The 15,873-nt window shown below is 69.6% G+C and carries 14 protein-coding genes, 1 tRNA gene and 2 pseudogenes; 10 read left to right on the top strand and 7 right to left on the bottom strand.

Annotated features, from left to right (window positions below; translation table 11 throughout):
• Window positions 1-240 precede the first annotated feature (240 nt).
• A tRNA-Ala gene (locus A6302_RS03200) sits at window positions 241-316 on the bottom strand.
• 190 nt (window positions 317-506) lie between these two features.
• On the bottom strand, window positions 507-887 hold the full coding sequence (locus A6302_RS03195) for a TIGR02300 family protein (RefSeq protein ID WP_069305833.1): 381 nt from the start codon (window positions 885-887) through the stop codon (window positions 507-509).
• A 303-nt stretch (window positions 888-1,190) separates the two neighbouring features.
• Here A6302_RS03195 and aroA point away from each other — a divergent pair.
• The 6 genes and pseudogenes from aroA (at window position 1,191) to A6302_RS03165 (ending at window position 8,538) form a co-directional block, all read left to right on the top strand.
• A pseudogene (gene aroA / locus A6302_RS03190) lies at window positions 1,191-2,539 on the top strand (3-phosphoshikimate 1-carboxyvinyltransferase).
• A 4-nt stretch (window positions 2,540-2,543) separates the two neighbouring features.
• A complete protein-coding gene (gene cmk / locus A6302_RS03185) occupies window positions 2,544-3,167 on the top strand; it encodes a (d)CMP kinase (protein WP_069305832.1) in 624 nt (207 codons plus the stop codon).
• Between the two features lie 282 nt (window positions 3,168-3,449).
• Window positions 3,450-5,150 (top strand): 30S ribosomal protein S1, encoded by a 1,701-nt coding sequence (gene rpsA, locus A6302_RS03180; RefSeq protein WP_069305831.1) that lies wholly within the window; start codon window positions 3,450-3,452, stop codon window positions 5,148-5,150.
• 150 nt (window positions 5,151-5,300) lie between these two features.
• Window positions 5,301-6,017 carry a capsular polysaccharide export protein, LipB/KpsS family gene (locus A6302_RS03175; RefSeq protein WP_069305830.1) on the top strand — a complete coding sequence of 239 codons (717 nt, stop codon included), beginning with the start codon at window positions 5,301-5,303 and terminating at the stop codon, window positions 6,015-6,017.
• Window positions 5,957-6,376, top strand: coding sequence for a capsular polysaccharide export protein, LipB/KpsS family (locus tag A6302_RS22625; protein WP_245293888.1), 420 nt, complete (start codon window positions 5,957-5,959; stop codon window positions 6,374-6,376). The genes A6302_RS03175 and A6302_RS22625 overlap by 61 nt, the downstream gene beginning before the upstream one ends.
• A gap of 263 nt (window positions 6,377-6,639) precedes the next feature.
• Window positions 6,640-8,538, top strand: a complete 1,899-nt coding sequence (locus A6302_RS03165; RefSeq protein WP_069305840.1) for an ATP-binding protein — start codon at window positions 6,640-6,642, stop codon at window positions 8,536-8,538.
• 32 nt (window positions 8,539-8,570) lie between these two features.
• Here A6302_RS03165 and A6302_RS25545 read toward each other — a convergent pair.
• The 3 genes and pseudogenes from A6302_RS25545 to A6302_RS03155 all read right to left on the bottom strand — a co-directional run bounded on the left by A6302_RS25545 (window position 8,571) and on the right by A6302_RS03155 (window position 10,664).
• A pseudogene (locus tag A6302_RS25545) lies at window positions 8,571-9,097 on the bottom strand (sensor histidine kinase).
• Window positions 9,094-9,933 (bottom strand): two-component system sensor histidine kinase family protein, encoded by an 840-nt coding sequence (locus A6302_RS24000; RefSeq protein WP_245293887.1) that lies wholly within the window; start codon window positions 9,931-9,933, stop codon window positions 9,094-9,096. Before A6302_RS24000 ends, A6302_RS25545 begins: the two are co-directional and overlap by 4 nt.
• Entirely contained in the window at window positions 9,933-10,664 is a 732-nt protein-coding gene (locus A6302_RS03155; RefSeq protein ID WP_069305828.1) for a response regulator, read from the bottom strand. Before A6302_RS03155 ends, A6302_RS24000 begins: the two co-directional genes overlap by 1 nt.
• Before the next feature lie 197 nt (window positions 10,665-10,861).
• Between A6302_RS03155 and A6302_RS03150 the strand changes: the two genes are divergently transcribed.
• The 4 genes from A6302_RS03150 to A6302_RS03135 all read left to right on the top strand — a co-directional run bounded on the left by A6302_RS03150 (window position 10,862) and on the right by A6302_RS03135 (window position 13,280).
• Entirely contained in the window at window positions 10,862-11,185 is a 324-nt protein-coding gene (locus tag A6302_RS03150; RefSeq protein ID WP_083255459.1) for a hypothetical protein, read from the top strand.
• 87 nt (window positions 11,186-11,272) lie between these two features.
• Entirely contained in the window at window positions 11,273-11,581 is a 309-nt protein-coding gene (locus tag A6302_RS03145) for a cysteine rich repeat-containing protein (RefSeq protein WP_069305827.1), read from the top strand.
• A gap of 89 nt (window positions 11,582-11,670) precedes the next feature.
• Entirely contained in the window at window positions 11,671-12,276 is a 606-nt protein-coding gene (gene cobO / locus A6302_RS03140) for a cob(I)yrinic acid a,c-diamide adenosyltransferase (protein WP_069305826.1), read from the top strand.
• A 101-nt stretch (window positions 12,277-12,377) separates the two neighbouring features.
• On the top strand, window positions 12,378-13,280 hold the full coding sequence (locus A6302_RS03135; protein WP_069305825.1) for a lipid kinase: 903 nt from the start codon (window positions 12,378-12,380) through the stop codon (window positions 13,278-13,280).
• A gap of 14 nt (window positions 13,281-13,294) precedes the next feature.
• Here the strand turns inward: A6302_RS03135 and A6302_RS03130 are convergent, their stop codons facing one another.
• Window positions 13,295-14,242 carry a VOC family protein gene (locus A6302_RS03130; protein WP_280938808.1) on the bottom strand — a complete coding sequence of 316 codons (948 nt, stop codon included), beginning with the start codon at window positions 14,240-14,242 and terminating at the stop codon, window positions 13,295-13,297.
• Window positions 14,243-14,420: 178 nt separating this feature from the next.
• Complete coding sequence (locus A6302_RS03125) at window positions 14,421-15,719, bottom strand: amidohydrolase family protein (RefSeq protein ID WP_069305824.1); 1,299 nt, start codon at window positions 15,717-15,719, stop codon at window positions 14,421-14,423.
• Window positions 15,720-15,873: the final 154 nt, after the last annotated feature.

Genomic DNA, 15,873 nt, shown 5'->3' with positions numbered 1-15,873 from the left:
CGTCGGCACAATCCCGGGCGATCAGCCGCTTGAGGTTCCGTTGCGCCGCCGGATCGGGCCGGGGGCAATCCTCGTGGGCAATTCCGGAAACGACGGGCGACCCGAGCGCGCGCGTGAGACGTCAGGGCAAACAGCGATCGAGCACCGCACGAAAGGCGCGCAAGCCTTCGCAGATCAGGCTGGGCCTTCAGGGCGTAAATATCGGGAAAGATCTGAAGAGGTCAATCACAGGGAAGTGATTGGTGGAGCCAGGCGGAATCGAACCGCCGACCTCTTGAATGCCATTCAAGCGCTCTCCCAACTGAGCTATGGCCCCACTATTTCATCGAGCGAGAACTGCACGTGCCCTGCGGCAACTTGCGATTCCCTCCGGCCTTGGGAGCCGGCCGGTGGATCACCGGGTCAACGGCGCCGGATATACTGACCACCCGGCGCCTCGGCAAGTGTTTTTTTCATTCCGGCCCTCAGAAAAGCACTTAGCCCCCTTCCGATCGCCGCGACGAGGCTCAGCGCTCCTCGTCGTTCTCCACGCCGCCGCCGATGATGTCGGTGACGTCGTCGTTCTCGTCCTCGTCTTCCTCGAGGAAGGTGTCGTCCTCGGCGGCGTCTTCCTCGATCGCCGGGTCGTCGATGTCCGGGATGTCGTCCTCGCCCTCGACCGCATCCGCCTCCTCGAGCGAGATGAACTCCGGCTTTGCGACGTCCTCCTCCTCCTCGATCTCCTCGTCTTCCGGCTCGATGGCGCGCACGGCGCGCACCTTGGAGCTGACGTGCGGATCGAAGGCCGATCCGCAGCGCGGACACAGGATCGGCTGGTGGTTGAGGTCGTAATATTTCGCGCCACAGCTGGGGCAGAGGCGCTTGGTCCCCAGTTCAGGTTTCGCCACGGGTGGCCTCTTTTGTCGTGCGGAGAAGGAAAAAAGTGGGGTTCCACATAGTCGGATCAACCGCATCTGTCAAAGGCGATTCGTGGCGGGCGGAAAGGCTGTCCGCGCCGCCGCCGCCTGCAACGTCCGCGCGTCACGGGCGCGCACGTCCGCGAGACCGAATCACCCGGTTGCCCCGGCGGGGGCGTTCGCTTCCCGTCGGGGCTCACGCCAAGGGTGACGCGAGCGATGCGCACATGCTATGGGGCGCGCGATCGAGAATTGCCGCAAGGCCCCTGCCGGGGCGAGAAGGCCAGGAAGTCCATGAGCCCGCATCCGCACGCTGCTCCCCGTCCGCTGTCCTCGCGCAGGAGCGGCCCCCTGACCGGCCGCCTGCGCGTGCCCGGTGACAAGTCCATCTCCCACCGGGCGCTGATGTTCGGCGCGCTGGCGCGGGGCCGGACCACGATCACCGGGCTGCTGGAAGCCGGCGACGTGATGAACACGGCCGGCGCCATGCGCGCCTTCGGCGCGAACGTCCTGCGCGACGAAAACGGGACGTGGAGCGTCGACGGGCTCGGTGTCGGCGGACTGCTGGAGCCGGCCGGCATCATCGACTTCGGCAACGCCGGCACCGGCGTGCGCCTCACCATGGGCCTTGCCGCCGCCCAGCCGATCGCGGTCACCTTCACCGGCGACGGCTCGCTGGTGAAGCGGCCGATGGGCCGGGTGCTGGAGCCGCTGCGGCGCATGGGCGTCGACGTGATCGCCCGCTCCGGCGACCGCCTGCCGCTGACCATGCGCGGCGCCGAAACGCCGATCCCGATCCACTACACCGTCCCCGTTCCCTCCGCGCAGGTAAAGTCCTGCGTGCTGCTGGCCGGTCTCGGCACGCCCGGCGTCACCACGGTGATCGAGCCGGTGTTCACCCGCGACCACACCGAGCGGATGCTCGCCGGCTTCGGGGCGGCGATCGACATCGCCACCGATTCGGATGGCGTGCGCACGATCCGCCTCGAAGGCCGCCCCGAGTTGAAGGCCCAGGACGTGACGGTGCCGTCCGACCCGAGTTCGGCCGCCTTCCCGATCGTCGCGGCGCTGATCACGCCCGGCTCCGACGTCACCGTCGAGGGCGTGCTGATGAACCCGGCCCGCATCGGCCTGATCGACACGCTGATCGAGATGGGCGGCGACATCACCTTCGAGAACGAGCGCGAGACAGGCGGCGAGCGAATCGCCGCGTCCGGGTGCGCGCCTCCGAACTGAAGGGCGTGACCGTGCCGGCCGACCGGGCGCCGTCGATGATCGACGAGTATCCGGTGCTGGCCGCCGCCGCCGCGGTCGCCGAGGGCCGCACGCTGATGCTCGGCATCGAGGAAATGCGGGTGAAGGAATCCGACCGGGTCGCCGCCGTTGCCGCGGGCCTTGCCGCCAACGGCGTCGTCCACGAGGAGGGGCGCGACTGGCTTGCCGTCACGGGCGGCCGCGTACCCGGTGGCGGCACCGTGGTCACCCATCTCGATCACCGCATCGCCATGACCTTCCTCGTCCTCGGCCTTGCCGCCGATGAACCGGTGACCGTGGATGACGCCACCGTCATCACCACCAGTTTCCCCGAGTTCGAGGCACTTCTGACCGGCGCCGGCGCCACCCTGTTCGAGCCGGGAGACTGACCCGATGATCATCGCGATCGACGGCCCCGCAGCCGCGGGCAAGGGCACGCTCGCGACGCGGCTCGCCGCCCGTCTCGGCCTGCCCTATCTCGACACCGGCCTGCTCTACCGGGCGATCGGCCGGACCATGGCCGATGCCGGCGCCGATCTCGATGATCCCGAGGCTGCCGGCCTGTTCGCGCGGGCGCTGCGCCCCGAGCATCTGTCCGGCGACCTGCGCGGACGCGAGTCCGGCGAACTCGCCTCAAGGGTCGCGGTGCATCCGCCGGTGCGCGAGGCGCTGGTCGCCTTCCAGCGCGACTTTGCAGCCCGGCCGGAGGGCGCCGTGCTCGACGGCCGCGACATCGGCACGGTGATCTGCCCGGATGCCGACGTGAAGCTGTTCGTCACCGCCTCGGCCGAGGTGCGCGCCCGGCGCCGCACCGACGAGCTGGCCGCCAAGGGCCGGGCCGTCGACTACGAGCGGATCCTTGCCGAGGTGCGCGAGCGCGACGAACGCGATTCCAGCCGGGCGGCGGCGCCGCTCAAGCCCGCCCCCGACGCGGTGCTGCTCGACACCAGCGCACTCGGCATCGACGAGGCGTTCGAGGCGGCGGTCCGGATCGTCGAGACGGCAGCCCGCCGCTAGCCCGCTTTCCGCGGATTTCCGCCGTGCGGGCCGTGAAAGCCCGTCGGTTTGCCTTGCGTCCGGCGCTGCCGGGTGTATGGACGCGCCCAACGTCGGTGCGCCGTTCCGCGCGCCGCGTCGTACCGGTATTGCCGGCACCCGTCCGGAACATGTTGTCGCCGTCTTCCGCCATCTGCGTCGGCCCGCCGCGAGGCGGTTGCCCCCACCTGGGGGCCGGGAGACGTCGGCGACGATCACGAACACCAACCGCCGACGCCGCCGGATCCGGCACCAGGAGAATTCATGCCCGCCACCAACCCCTCCCGCGAGGATTTCGCGGCCCTTCTCGAGGAATCCTTCCAGACCACCGAGCTTTACGAAGGCGCGGTCGTCAAGGGTATCGTGATCGCCATCGAGAAGGATCTCGCGGTCATCGACGTCGGCCTCAAGGTCGAAGGTCGCGTGCCGCTCAAGGAATTCGGCGTTCGCGCCCGTGACGGCGAACTGAAGATCGGCGACGAGGTCGAGGTCTACCTGGAGCGCGTCGAGAACGCGCTCGGCGAGGCCGTCCTGTCGCGTGACAAGGCCCGCCGCGAAGAGAGCTGGGTCCGTCTCGAAGTTGCCTTCGAGAAGGGCGAAAAGGTCATCGGCCACATCTTCAACCAGGTCAAGGGCGGCTTCACGGTCGATCTCGACGGCGCCACGGCCTTCCTGCCGCGCAGCCAGGTCGACATCCGCCCGGTGCGCGACGTCGCGCCGCTGATGCACTCGCCGCAGCCCTTCCAGATCCTCAAGATGGACAAGCGCCGCGGCAACATCGTCGTCTCGCGCCGCGTCGTCCTCGAGGAAACCCGCGCCGAGCAGCGCTCCGAGCTCGTCCAGAGCCTCGAAGAGGGCCAGGTCGTCGAGGGTGTCGTCAAGAACATCACCGACTACGGCGCCTTCGTGGACCTCGGCGGCATCGACGGCCTGCTGCACGTCACGGACATCGCCTGGCGCCGCATCAACCATCCGACCGAGGTGCTCACCATCGGCCAGACGGTCAAGGTGCAGATCATCCGCGTCAACCAGGACACGCATCGCATCTCGCTCGGCATGAAGCAGCTCGAGGCGGATCCGTGGTCTGGCATCGAGGCCAAGTATCCGGTGAACACGCGCTTCAGCGGCCGTGTGACCAACATCACCGACTACGGCGCCTTCGTCGAGCTGGAGCCGGGCATCGAAGGCCTGATCCACGTCTCCGAGATGAGCTGGACCAAGAAGAACGTCCATCCGGGCAAGATCGTCGCCACCTCCCAGGAGGTCGAGGTGATGGTGCTCGAGGTCGACTCGGTCAAGCGCCGCATCTCGCTCGGCCTCAAGCAGACCCTGCAGAACCCCTGGGACGTGTTTGCCGAGAAGTATCCGGCCGGCAGCGTCGTCGAGGGCGAGGTCAAGAACAAGACCGAGTTCGGTCTGTTCATCGGCCTCGACGGCGACGTGGACGGCATGGTCCACCTCTCCGATCTCGACTGGAACCGTCCGGGCGAGCAGGTGATCGAGGAGTTCAACAAGGGTGACGTCGTCAAGGCGGTCGTGCTCGACGTGGACACCGACAAGGAGCGTATCTCGCTCGGCATGAAGCAGCTGGCGGGTGACCCGCTCGAGAGCGCCGGCGACCTGCGTCGCAACGCGATCGTCACCTGTGAAGTGGTCGAGATCAAGGACGCCGGCATCGAGGTGAAGATCGTCGACACCGACATCACCGCCTTCATCCGCCGGGCCGATCTCGCCCGCGACCGGGCCGATCAGCGTCCCGAGCGTTTCGCCGTCGGCGAGAAGCTCGATGCGCGCATCACCCAGTTCGACAAGAAGTCCCGCAAGGTCGGCCTGTCGATCAAGGCGCTCGAGATCGCCGAAGAGAAGGAAGCCGTCGCGCAGTTCGGTTCGTCCGACAGCGGCGCCTCGCTCGGCGACATCCTCGGTGCGGCGCTGCGCGCCCGCCAGGACGACGACGCGGCCTGATCGGGCGGCCTGATCGGCCACGGCGATCCGGCGGCGGCCTTTTCATCGCCGCCGTTTGCAGTAAAAACAAAGCCGGCCGCATCGCGGCCGGCTTTTTCCGTCCTGGCACGCCCCGTGCCCACGGCGGCGCCGCCGGAGGCCCGACAGCAGATGACCGAGATGCAGGACGATCCGCCCCTCGGCCTCGTCAACCGGAACGCCGAGTGGATGCCGCCGAGCGGGGCGACGCTTGCCGCCTGGAAGGGCACGCGGATCAAGATGCCGTGGCTCGCCGCGGCGCTCGATGCCGGCCGGCTCGCACCCTTCTGGGAACGGGGGGACCGGCTCGACGGCTATGTCGGCTGGGGGCTGAAGCCGCCGGCACGCATCGCGCGCTACTGGGCGCTCGCCCGGCGCTTTCCCTACTGGATCGTCGAGGACGGGTTCCTGCGCTCGGTCGGCCTCGGAAAGAGCGGCGTGCCGCCGATCTCGATCGTCGTGGACGATCTCGGCATCCATTTCGACGCCCGGACGCCGTCGCGCTTCGAGCGGATCTGCGCGGACCACGACTTCCAGCCCATGCTGGAGCGGGCCCGCGACCTGCGCAGCGCCGTGGTGCGGTTTCGGCTGACCAAATACAATCACCTGCCGGACATTCCCCCGCGCCTGCCGCCGAAGAAGCGGCCGCGTGTGCTGCTGATCGACCAGGTGGACGGCGACTTTTCGGTGATCGGCGGCTGTGCCAACCGGGCGAGCTTCGCGGCGATGCTCGACACCGCCCTCAAGATCCGGCGCGCGCCGACGTGCTCGTCCGGGTGCATCCGGACGTGGTGGCCGGCTATGTCGACGGCTATCTCGACGCACTCGCCGCCGGCAAGCCCGGGGTGACGATCGTCGCCGACGAGGTGTCGCCGCATGCGATCCTCGACACGGTCGACGAGGTGTGGACGGTGTCCAGCCAGATGGGCTTCGACGCGATCCTGCGCGGCATTCCGGTGCGCTGCTTCGGCGTGCCCTTCTATGCCGGCTGGGGCCTGACCCGCGACATGCCGCAGACGAAGGCTGCGAGACGGGCGCTGAAGCGCCGGGCCGTGCGCCGGCTGACGATCGACGAACTGACCGCCGCCGCCCTGATCGTCTATCCGATCTATGCCGATCCGGCGACCGGACGGCGGCTGACGCCGGAGGCCGCGGTCGGCGCGCTGCTGGACGGCCGTCGCCGGCTGCTGGCGGGCGAAACGCCGTAGACGGTGCCCTCGGCCACCCGAAGGGCGTCCGCCATGCTGCGGCGCCGTGCGGGGTAAATTGTCTTAATCACTTTCCGCTATCTATCGAGGCTTGACGATGTCCTGGGCGCGGTGAGCGCGCCCGGGTCGCGACGTGGAGCCGCCCCTGTCAGGTGCCTTCGGCGCCGGTCGGTGGAACGGTGTCCGGCACGGGCGGAATCGGCGACGTGGACACAGCGAACCAGAAAGACAATCCGACGAAGGAGGGCGACCGCCGCGGCGCCATGCATCCGGGAAACAGGTTTCTCGGACGCGTCGTCGCCTGCAACGGCTCGCACGCGACGATCTCGGCGGTGATCACGGCCGGCGAAACGACGCTGTCGGAACTGTGGTCGGTCGGCCGCCTGATCTCGATTTCCACCGGACAAAGCCGCATCGCCGCCCTCGTCAACGCGATGAACACCCAGGCCAAGGCCTGGGCCGAAGAAACCGACAACGTGATGCTGGTGGATGTGGAGCTCGTCGGCGAGGTCGCCACGACGCCCGACGGGAAGGCCACCTTCCACACCGGCATCCGAAACTATCCCCATCTCGGCGCCGTTGCCCACCGGATGCGCGCGAGCGATCTGGCGCTGATCTACGCCAGCCATGGCGACAATGCGGTGGTCATCGGCCGCCTGTCCCAGGACGAGACCATGGACGCGGCGATCTCGGTGCCGATGCTGCTCGATCGGCATTTCGCCGTGCTCGGCACCACCGGCGTCGGCAAGTCGACGTCCGTGTCGCTGCTGATCAACAAGGCGATTGCCGCCGAGCCGTCGCTGCGCGTGCTGATCCTCGATCCGCACAACGAGTTCGCCGCGGCCTTCCCCGACACGTCGGTGGTGATCGACACCGACACCATGTCCCTGCCCTTCTGGCTGTTCAAGCTGGACGAGTTGCAGGAGGTGCTCTATCGCGGCCGTCCGGGCGTTCCCGAAGAAGTCGACTTCCTGCACGACCTCGTCGCCGAGGCCAAACGCATGTTCCGCAGCGGCCCGGACAACGGGCTCGCCCGGCGCGGCGGCGAGCGCTCGGCGATCTCGGTCGACACGCCGGTGCCCTATCGCATGGCCGACCTGATGGCGCTGATCGAGACCCGGCTCGGCAAGCTGGAGGGCAAGGACGACCGGCCGCACCTGCGCAACCTCAAGCTCCGGATCATGTCGGCGGCCGCCAATCCGCGCTTCCGCTTCATGTTCGCCAACAACGCCGTCGGCGACACCATGTCCGACGTGATCGGCAGCATCTTCCGCATCCCGTCCAACGGCCGGCCGATCACCGCCTTCCAGCTCTCCGGCATCCCGTCCGACGTGGTCAATGCCGTCGCGTCGGTGCTGTGCCGGCTCGCCTTCGAGATCGGGGTGGCCGCCGGCGGGGCGCTGCGCATCCTCGTCCTGTGCGAGGAGGCCCACCGCTACGTGCCGGCCGACCAGTCGCTCGGCTTCGTTCCGACCCGGCAGGCGATCGCGCGCATTGCGAAGGAAGGGCGGAAATACGGCGTCGGTCTCGGCGTGATCACCCAGCGTCCCGGCGAACTCGACGCGACGATCCTGTCGCAGTGCTCGTCGGTGTTCGCCATGCGCCTCACCAACGACAAGGACCAGGAAATCATCCGCTCGGCGATCTCCTCTTCGTCGTCCTCGACGATCGGCTTCCTGTCCTCGCTCGACAACGGCGAGGCGATCGCCTTCGGCGAGGCGATCGCGGTGCCGATGCGCATGCGCTTCGAGCGTCTGGCCAGCGACCGGCTGCCGCGCTCCAGCAGCCACGAGGTGCGGACGGGCGGCGGACCGATGCGGGCCGGCGACCTCTCGGGCATCATCCAGAAGATGCGCCACATCACGCCGGTCGACGACTTCGCGCTCGGCCGTCCGGGCGGACTTCCCGGCTTCGACGACGACCTGCCGGCCGAGCCTGCGCCCCTGCTCTACGGTTCGCGCGGTGATCCGAACTTCCGGGCGCCGCAGACCGCCCCGCGCTGGTCACCACCGGCTTCGGAACCACGTGCCGCGGACCTCAGACCGCTCGATCCCCGGCCGCTCGACTCGAGGCCGGTGGATCCGGCTCCCGAGCGGAAATCCGAGCGTGACGTCTCGTTGCGGCAGGCGCTGTTCGGCAAGCCGCCCCAGTCCGGTCGTTGATGCGGCGCTGATCTCGGGTCGCCGCCGCCATCTCACGCGGCGTCTTCGTCCTCGCCGGAGAAGCGCGGCAGGTCGATCTCGATCCGTGCGCCGCCCTGCGCGGCATTCCCGATGCGGATTGCGCCGCCATGCGCCTCCACCAGCGTCCGCACCACCGCCAGCCCGAGTCCCGCGCCGCCTGTCCTCCGGCTGCGGGAGGCCTCCAGCCGCACGAAGGCTCGAGGATCGCCTCGCGCCGGTCGGCCAGAATCCCCGGGCCGTCGTCCTCGACCACGAGCCGCAGGCGCGAGGCGCTGGCCGAGAGGGCGATGTCGGCGCGCCGGCCGTAGGCCAGGGCGTTGTCGACGAGATTGGCAAGGATGCGGCGCAGCGCCAGCCGGTCGCCGAGAAGCTGCGCCGTTGCCGCGCCAGGCGCAATGTCCACGGTCACCGCGCCGCCGAGGGCGCGGCGGTCGTCCACCTCGGCGGTGACCACCTCGGCAAGCTCGAACAGTTCGAGCGCCTCTCCGCCGGTTCCGGCCCGCCCGGCCAGCAGCGCGTCGTCGAGCAGGCGGATCATGTCGCGATGTCGGCGACGGCGCGCTCGCGCTCGGCGGGATCGGGGATTGCCTCCACCTTCAGCCGCAGCCGGGTGGCAAAGGTGCGCACGTCGTGGGAGATGCCGGCCAGCATCGCCATCCGCGCGGCCAGCAGCCCGGACAGCCGCCGTTGCAGCCGTTCGAAGGCCGCCACCAGCGAGCGGATCTCCGGCGCGCTGCGGCGCACGTCGGGCAGCACCGCATCGGCATCGCTGAGGTCGATCCGGTCCACGGCCTCGGCAAGGCGCAGGAGCGGGCGGATCTCCTTCAGCATCACCAGCACGGCCCCGACCGCGATCAGCGACCCGATGAGGCCGGTGGTGACGCCGAGTGGCAGGCCGAGCGGCGAAAAGGCGGCGGCACCCGTGGTTTCGATCAGCAGCGCCGAGCCGTCGGCGAGGCCGATCCGGAACTGGAGCGCCTCGCGGCGCGGATAGGTGAGCGCGGGATATCGCCGGATCAGGCCTCGGGTCGTCGCCACGAGACGGAACGGCCGGCCGGCGAGCGTCCGGGCATAGCTGTCCGAAAGGTCCGTCTCGGGCTCCCGTGCGTCCGCCGGCATGTCTGCGTCGAGAGCGCCGAGAATCCGGGGACGGAGCGCGGGTGTCGCGATCGCGTCAAGCGCAAGCGCCCGGTCGGAGGGCGCTAGTCCGTCCACCAGCCGGGCGATCGCGGCGATCCGCTCCGGTGCGGGGCGCAGGCTGGCGCCGGCGGGGTCGGCGCGCATGTAGAACAGCGCGGCGGTGACCGTCCAGGCGGCGATGAGCGTGACGACCGCCAGCAGGATCAGCCGCCGGACCAGCGTCAGCCGCGCCATCACGGCACCTGTCGCACGGAGGCGTTGAACACGGGCACGGTGAACAGGTAGCCGCCGTTGCGCACCGTGCTGATGAGGCCGGCGGAGGCCCCGGCGTCGGCCAGCTTGCGCCGCAGCCGCGAGACCAGCATGTCGACCGTGCGGTCGAAGGGATCGGCAGATCGCCCAGCCGTCCAGTCGAGGATCCGGTCGCGCGACAGCACCCGGCGCGGATGCTGGACGAAGCAGGCGAGAAGGTCGAATTCGGCCGTCGTCAGCGTCAGGGGCGCGCCATCCGCGGTGACCTGCCGGGCGTCGAGATCGACGACGAAGGCCTCGAAGGCCAGGCAGCGGTTGGCGGTCTCGGGCGGGCGGGCCGCGGCGCCCCGGCGCAGCAGCGCCCGGACCCGGGCGAGCAGTTCGCGCGGCCCGAACGGCTTGACCAGATAGTCGTCGGCGCCGAGTTCGAGCCCGATCACCCGGTCCACCTCCTCCGCCTTGGCTGACAGCATCAGGATCGGCAGCATGTCGCGGGCCCGCAGGCGGCGGCAGATCGAGAGCCCGTCCTCGCCGGGCAGCATCAGGTCGAGAATCACCAGATCCGGACGTTGCCGCGCGAGGATCTCGTCCATCGCCCCGGCGTCGCCCGCGCTCGCAAAGCCATAGCCCTCGCGGGCCAGAAGGTCGCCGACCAGCCGGCGGATGTCCGGATCGTCCTCGACGAGGAGAATGGTGGGGGAAGCCGTGGTCATGGGCCGTTTATCTCGCCATGATCTTGTCCCCGCAAGATGAGATCGCAACTTTTACCTCCGGTGACGGGGCGTGACGACGCGTTACAATCGGATGCCCGCCGTTCAAACCGGGCTGACAGCCCGCGGGCATCGTCTCTCCCGTCGGTCCGTGGCCATTCGATGTGCCGGACCGACGCAACGAACCCGGAGAGATCGACATGACCACAGCCTTCACCCGCAGCGCCGCCGCGCTGTCCGCCTGCACGGCGATGTTCGTCCTTGCCGTCGTCGGCGATGCCGCCGCCTGGACGCGCGAGACCACCGTGACCGGCACCCATGGCCGCGGCTATTCCGTTCAGGGCTCGGCCCAATGCGCCGGCGGCGTCTGCAGCCGCAGCGTCACGCGGACCGGGCCCTACGGTTACAGCGCGTCCCGCTCGGGCTCGGTGGCCTGTGCCGGCGGCGTCTGCAGCCGCAGCGTCACGCGCACCGGTCCCTACGGCCACGGTGTCGTCCGCTACGGCACCGTCACCCGTTACTGAGCCCCTGCCGGCCCCCTCCCCTGCCCGGCCCATGGGCGGCAGGTCCGCCCTCCCCTCTCCTCCCGATCTCGCAGGAAGGACATCGCGATGATCCGTCGCCCGATATATCCGTTCGCCCTCGCCGCAACCCTCGTCACCGGCCTGTCGATGCCGCTGGCTGCCGGCCCGGCGCAGGCGCAGGCGGCCGCCTCGAAACTCTCTCCCGAAGCGAAGGCCGAACTCAGGACGCTGGTACGCGCCTGCCGGACCGACATTCGCCGCTTCTGTTCCGGGGTGGAGCCCGGCGAGGGCCGGATGATGGCCTGCATGTCAGCGCAGGAGGCCGATCTGTCGGCCGGCTGCGCCACGGCGATCGCCGATGCAAGGGCCCGCCGCGAGAAGGCGGCCGGCGGCTGACGGTCGCGGCCCTGCCGGATGAACTCGGTCTTCGTTCATGCTACGACCGTCCGGCGCCCGCGCGGTGCCGGCGGGACAGGAGCAAGGCGATGGACGAGGCGGAGCGCCACAGGGCGAAGATGGAGAAGCGCAAGTCGGTGCAGGATGCCGAGGTCGCGTCGAAGACCATCCTCGAGAAGGGCCTGCTGATCGTCCACACCGGTCCGGGCAAGGGCAAGTCGACGGCCGCGCTCGGTCTCGTCCTGCGCGCGCTCGGCCAGGGATACCGGGTCGGCGTCGTGCAATTCGTGAAGGGCGCCTGGGACACCGGCGAACGCCGCATGCTGGAGGCGCTCGGCGCCGACCGGATCGAATGGCACTCCATGGGCGAGGGTTTCACCTGGGAGACGCAGGACCGCGCCCGCGATGTCGCCGCCGCCCGGCGCGCCTTCGACAAGGCCGAGGAGCTCATGGCCGATCCGACGATCCGCATGGTGCTGCTCGACGAACTCAACATCGCGCTGCGCTACGACTATCTGCCGCTGGACGAGGTGGTTGCCGTGCTCGCCGCCCGGCGGCCCGATCTCCATGTCGTCGTCACCGGCCGCAACGCCAGGCCGGAGCTGGTGGCCGCGGCCGATCTCGTCACGGAAATGACGCTGGTGAAGCATCATTTTGCCGCCGGCGTGCGGGCGCAGGCCGGAATCGAATTCTGACCGTTCGGGCTGGCGCGAGAGACCGGAACCGGTCACAGTTCAGCCGCGTTTCTAGGGGCGATTGCCAGACGTTCCATCGTTCCCCTTTTTGACGAGGCCAGATGACGACTCCCGCATCCCGGCGCCGCGCGCTGCTGATGGTGAACCGCAACGCCCGGCGCGGCGGCGATGCGATCGATCCCATTCTCGGGCGGCTGACGCGGGGTGGTCTCCGGCTGACGGTCGAGGACATGCCCGAGCCGGACCGTCTCGCCGAGCTGTTCCACAGCCACGCGGATGACGTCGACTGCGTGATCGTCGGCGGCGGCGACGGCACGATGAATGCGGTCACGCAGGAACTGGTGAAGACCGAACTGCCGCTCGGCATCCTGCCGATGGGCACCGCCAACGATCTGGCCCGCACCCTCGGCATCGGACCGACGCTGGAACAGGCCGCCGACGTGATCCTCGCCGGAGAGGCCCGGCGGATCGACCTCGGGGAGGTCAACGGCCACGTCTTTCTCAACCTCGCCAGTCTCGGCTACAGCGTCACGCTGACCAGGACGCTGACCAAGGAATCGAAGCGCCGCTGGGGCACCCTTGGCTATGCGATCGCGGCGCTGAAGATCCTGTCGCAGGCCCGGCCGTTCACTGTCTACTTCGAGGTGGACGGCGTCACCCGCAAGGCGCGCACCCTGCAGGTCGGCGTCGGCAACGGCAAGTTCTACGGCGGCGGCATGATCGTCGAGGAGAACGCCACCCTCGAGGACGAGAAGCTCGACGTCTACAGCCTCGAGTTCGAGCAGTGGTGGCAGCTGGCCGGCATCGTGCCGGCCATGCGCCGCGGCGTCCAGGGCAAGCATCCCCAGGTGCGCAGCTTCTCGGCCAAGGAAGTGACGATCCGCACCCGCCGCCCGCACCACGTCAACGCCGACGGCGAGATCGTGACCCGCACGCCGGCGACCTTCCGGGTGCTGCCGAAGGCGATCACGGTCTACGCACCGCCGGACGTGCCGCAGACCTGACCGCCGGCCAGCGATCAGAGATCGGCGAGGCCGAGATGGTCGGCGGCGCTGCGCGCACCGGCCGCCAGCAGCAGCCGGTTGCCGGATGGATCACGCAGGAGCGCGATGTCACTCGTCGGCCGCTCCACGGCGAGGCCGGCGCTCTCAAGCTCTCCGACATAGGCCGCAAGGCTCGCCGCGTCCGGCAGCTCGATCACCGCATGGCGCAGGCCGAGCGCGGCCGGATCACGCGGGGCGCCGTTGCGGGCGGCCCAGGTGTTGAGGCCGAGATGGTGGTGATAGCCGCCGGCCGAGACGAACAGCGCGCCGCGCATCGTCGCCATCGCGTCGAAGCCGAGACGGCCGACATAGAAGCCTTCGGTGGGGCCGAGATCGTTGACGTTGAGGTGGATGTGGCCCATCCGCGTCCGGGACGGCGCGCCGGTCCACGGCGTGCCGTCGGCGCGGGCAAGCGCCAGCAGCCCGTCGAAGTCGAGCGGGGCGTTGTCCATCTCGATCCGGCCGTCGCGCCTTGGCCATTCGTTCCGCGGACGGTCGCGGTAGATCTCGATGCCGTTGCCTTCCGGATCGGCGAGATAGATCGCCTCGCTGACGAGATGGTCGGCGGCGCCCTGCACCGTCCGGCGGCTTGCCGCCATGGACTGGGTCCAGCGTCCGAGGTCGAGGCGGGACGGCAGCAGGATCGCGAGGTGGAACAGGCCGGCGGCGCGTGGCGCTGGCGCTGCGGCATCCGGCGTCGCCACCAGGGTCACCAGCGGCACGCCGCCGTCGGCGCCGAGCACGGCGGCCGTGTCCGATCGGGCCTGGACCGCGAGACCGAGCACGGTTTCGTAGAAACGGGTGACGGCGTCGAGGTCGCGGACGTGAGCGTCACCGCCCCGGTTGTCGCCTGCGGCGACAGGGAGGCTCGGTTCAAGGCGGCAGCATGGTCGGAAGCGGCGGACATCGCAGAACCTCGGCAAGGACGGCGGGGCGCCCGTTGCGACCCGCAGGCCGGCATCTGGTCCGGCGTTCCATGCGGAAGATACGCGTCTCGGATGCCGGCGACGAGATCACGGCCGGCGAACGCATCGTTCACAAAAACGCGTCAATCGCATCCGAATACGCTCCGATGTCCATCCTGGAGGCGCCGATACCCGGTCATGCCTCTCCACCGGCCGGCGGCGCATAGGCGGCGCCATCCACGAAGGAGGGCCGGCCGGCCAGCGACAGCTCGCTGGTGATCGGCGCGGTGCGCGAGATGACCTTGCCGCGGCGCACGACGACGACCCGGGTCGCCCGAAGGCGGATCGCCTCGATCGGGTCACGGGCCTGGAGGATGACGAAGTCGGCGTTGCAGCCGGCCTCGAGGCCATAGCCGGTCAGACCCATCGCCCTGGCCGAGTTGACCGTGACGGCGTCGAACGCGGCGCGCATGCCGGCCAGCGACGTCATCTGGCCGACGTGGATCGCCATGTGCGCGACATCGAGCATGTCGGCGCCGCCGAGCGGATACCACGGGTCCATGCAGCAGTCCTGCCCGAGCGCGACATTGACCCCGGCCGCCATCAGTTCGGGCACGCGGGTCATGCCGCGGCGCTTGGGATAGCTGTCGTGACGGCCCTGCAGGGTGATGTTGATCAGCGGGTTCGGGATGGCGTGCAGCTCCGCCTCCGCGATCAGCGGGATGAGCTTGGAGACATAGTAGTTGTCCATCGAATGCATCGAGGTGAGATGCGAGCCGGAGACGCGGCCCTGCAGCCCGTGGCGGACGGTCTCGGCCGCCAGCGTCTCCACATGGCGCGACATCGGATCGTCGGTCTCGTCGCAATGCATGTCGACCGGCAGGCCACGGTCGGCGGCGAGGCGGCAGAGCGCCTTCACCGAGGCGGCGCCGTCCTCCATGGTCCGCTCGAAATGCGGGATGCCGCCGACCACGTCGACGCCCATGAACAGCGCCCGTTCGAGATTGGCGGCAGCCGTCTTCGCGCGGAAATAGCCGTCCTGCGGGAAGGCGACGAGCTGGAGGTCGATATAGTCCTTTACCTGCTCGCGCACATGCAGCAGGGCCTCGACGGCGAGCAGGCGATCGTCGCAGACGTCGACATGGGTGCGGATCGCGAGCAGGCCCTTGGAGACGGCGAGGTCGCAGTAGCGCAGGGCGCGTTCGACCACGGCGTCCTGGGTGAGCAGCGGCTTCAGTTCGCCCCAGAGGGCGATGCCTTCGAGCAGCGTGCCGGACCGGTTGAGCCGCGGCAGGCCGAGCGACAGGGTCGCGTCCATGTGGAAATGCGGATCGACGAAGGGCGGCGTGACCAGTTCGCCGGTGGCGTCGATCTCGAGCGCCCCCTCGGCGGCGATGGCGGGGGCGACCTCCACGATGCGGCCGCCGGCGACCGCGATGTCGACGTCGGTCCGGCCGTCGGACAGGTTGGCGTGGCGGACGACGAGATCGAACATGGGCGCTCCGGGACAGGGGCCGTCGGGGGGAACCGACAGGAAGGCGCCATATTCCCCATCCGGGTGCCCGGGATCAACCCGCGCCGTGGTTCGCGCATCGCCGCGGACGGGCCGGGGCCCGGCCGATCCGGCGCGCCCTGTCACCGGCGACGCG

It is taken from the genome of Methylobrevis pamukkalensis, assembly GCF_001720135.1.
Classification (GTDB): Bacteria; Pseudomonadota; Alphaproteobacteria; order Rhizobiales; family Pleomorphomonadaceae; genus Methylobrevis; species Methylobrevis pamukkalensis.
The sequence above is the reverse complement of the archived record's forward strand: the minus strand, read 5'-3'. Positions and strand labels throughout refer to the sequence as shown.

Coding starts and splice junctions, on each gene's coding strand:
- A6302_RS03135 (WP_069305825.1), top strand. CDS start 12,378: ATGACGACTCCCGCATCCCGGCGCCGCGCGCTGCTGATGGTGAACCGC.
- A6302_RS03155 (WP_069305828.1), bottom strand. CDS start 10,664: ATGACCACGGCTTCCCCCACCATTCTCCTCGTCGAGGACGATCCGGAC.
- A6302_RS03150 (WP_083255459.1), top strand. CDS start 10,862: ATGACCACAGCCTTCACCCGCAGCGCCGCCGCGCTGTCCGCCTGCACG.
- rpsA (WP_069305831.1), top strand. CDS start 3,450: ATGCCCGCCACCAACCCCTCCCGCGAGGATTTCGCGGCCCTTCTCGAG.
- cmk (WP_069305832.1), top strand. CDS start 2,544: ATGATCATCGCGATCGACGGCCCCGCAGCCGCGGGCAAGGGCACGCTC.
- A6302_RS03125 (WP_069305824.1), bottom strand. CDS start 15,719: ATGTTCGATCTCGTCGTCCGCCACGCCAACCTGTCCGACGGCCGGACC.
- A6302_RS03165 (WP_069305840.1), top strand. CDS start 6,640: ATGCATCCGGGAAACAGGTTTCTCGGACGCGTCGTCGCCTGCAACGGC.
- A6302_RS24000 (WP_245293887.1), bottom strand. CDS start 9,933: ATGGCGCGGCTGACGCTGGTCCGGCGGCTGATCCTGCTGGCGGTCGTC.
- cobO (WP_069305826.1), top strand. CDS start 11,671: ATGGACGAGGCGGAGCGCCACAGGGCGAAGATGGAGAAGCGCAAGTCG.
- A6302_RS03175 (WP_069305830.1), top strand. CDS start 5,301: ATGACCGAGATGCAGGACGATCCGCCCCTCGGCCTCGTCAACCGGAAC.
- A6302_RS03145 (WP_069305827.1), top strand. CDS start 11,273: ATGATCCGTCGCCCGATATATCCGTTCGCCCTCGCCGCAACCCTCGTC.